The 1,251-nt window shown below is 65.1% G+C and carries 1 protein-coding gene; it reads right to left on the bottom strand.

Annotation, left to right across the window (positions count from 1 at the left end; translation table 11 throughout):
* Positions 1 to 1,251: cobaltochelatase subunit CobN (locus tag DBR24_RS32665; protein WP_371921313.1), on the bottom strand; the 1,251-nt coding region annotated here is incomplete at both ends.

Below are 1,251 nucleotides of genomic sequence, written 5' to 3'. Positions count from 1 at the left end.
GCGTATCGCGCACCAGTTGCAGAATGTCGCGCTGTAGCTCCCGGGCGCGGCGCGGATCGAGCAGTTGCGCTTCGTAATACTCGTCGGCCAGCAGCTCCAGATTACGCAGCGGGCCGTAGGTTTCGGCGCGGGTCAGCGGCGGCATCAGGTGGTCGATGATCACCGCTTGCGTGCGCCGTTTGGCCTGGGCGCCCTCGCCCGGATCGTTGACGATAAACGGATAGATGTTCGGCAGCGGCCCGAGCAGTGCGTCCGGCCAGCAGTTTTCCGAGAGGCCGACGCCCTTGCCCGGCAGCCATTCGAGGTTACCGTGCTTGCCGACGTGGATCACCGCGTGGGCGCCGTAGGTCTTGCGCAACCAGAAATAGAACGCCAGATAGCCGTGGGGCGGCACCAGATCCGGGTCGTGATACACCGCGCTCGGGTCGACCTGATAGCCGCGCGCCGGTTGAATGCCGACAAAAGTCAGACCGAAGCGCAGACCGGCGATCATCATGCGTGCGTCGCGGCACATCGGATCGTTTTGCGGCGCGCCCCAGCGCTCGGTCACGGCCGTGCGATTGGCCTCGGGCAGTGCGTTGAACTGGGCCAGGTAATCATCCATCGCCAGACTTTGCTGGCACGGGCGCAGATCAATCGTCTCGAGATCGTTGCTGACGCCACCGAGCAATTGCTGAATCAACTCGGTGCCGCTGCCCGGCAGCTCTGCCGCGACCGGATATCCCTCAGCCTGCAACGCACGCAGGATGTTCAGCGCCGCCGCCGGCGTGTCGAGACCGACACCGTTGCCGATGCGGCCGTCACGGGTCGGGTAATTGGCGAGAACCAGTGCGATGCGCTTACCGGCATTCGGCACCCGCGCGAGTTCGATCCAGCGCCGCGCCAACTCAGCGACGAAATCCATTCGTTCGGGCTGCGCGCGGTAACAGACCACATCGGACTGGCTGCGCTCGCTGCGCCAGGCCAGATCCTTGAAGCTGATCGGCCGACTGATGATGCGTCCGTCGAGTTCCGGCAAGGCAATGTGCATCGCCAGATCGCGCGGGCCCAGCCCCTGCTCGCTGTCGCGCCAGCCGGGCTCGTTGTCCTGGGCGCAGATGGCCTGAATCACCGCAATGTTGCGGCGAAACGGCCGCAGGTGCGGGGCTTCCGGGCTGGACTGGGCGAAACCGGTGGTATTGAGAATGACCCCTGCCTCGACTTCATCCAGCCAATCCTCGACCACGCTCAGGCAGCCCGGCTCTTTCAGAC

The sequence above is a fragment of the Pseudomonas sp. HMWF006 genome (assembly GCF_003061205.1).
In the GTDB taxonomy this organism is placed as follows: Bacteria; Pseudomonadota; Gammaproteobacteria; order Pseudomonadales; family Pseudomonadaceae; genus Aquipseudomonas; species Aquipseudomonas monsensis.
The sequence above is the reverse complement of the archived record's forward strand: the minus strand, read 5'-3'. Positions and strand labels throughout refer to the sequence as shown.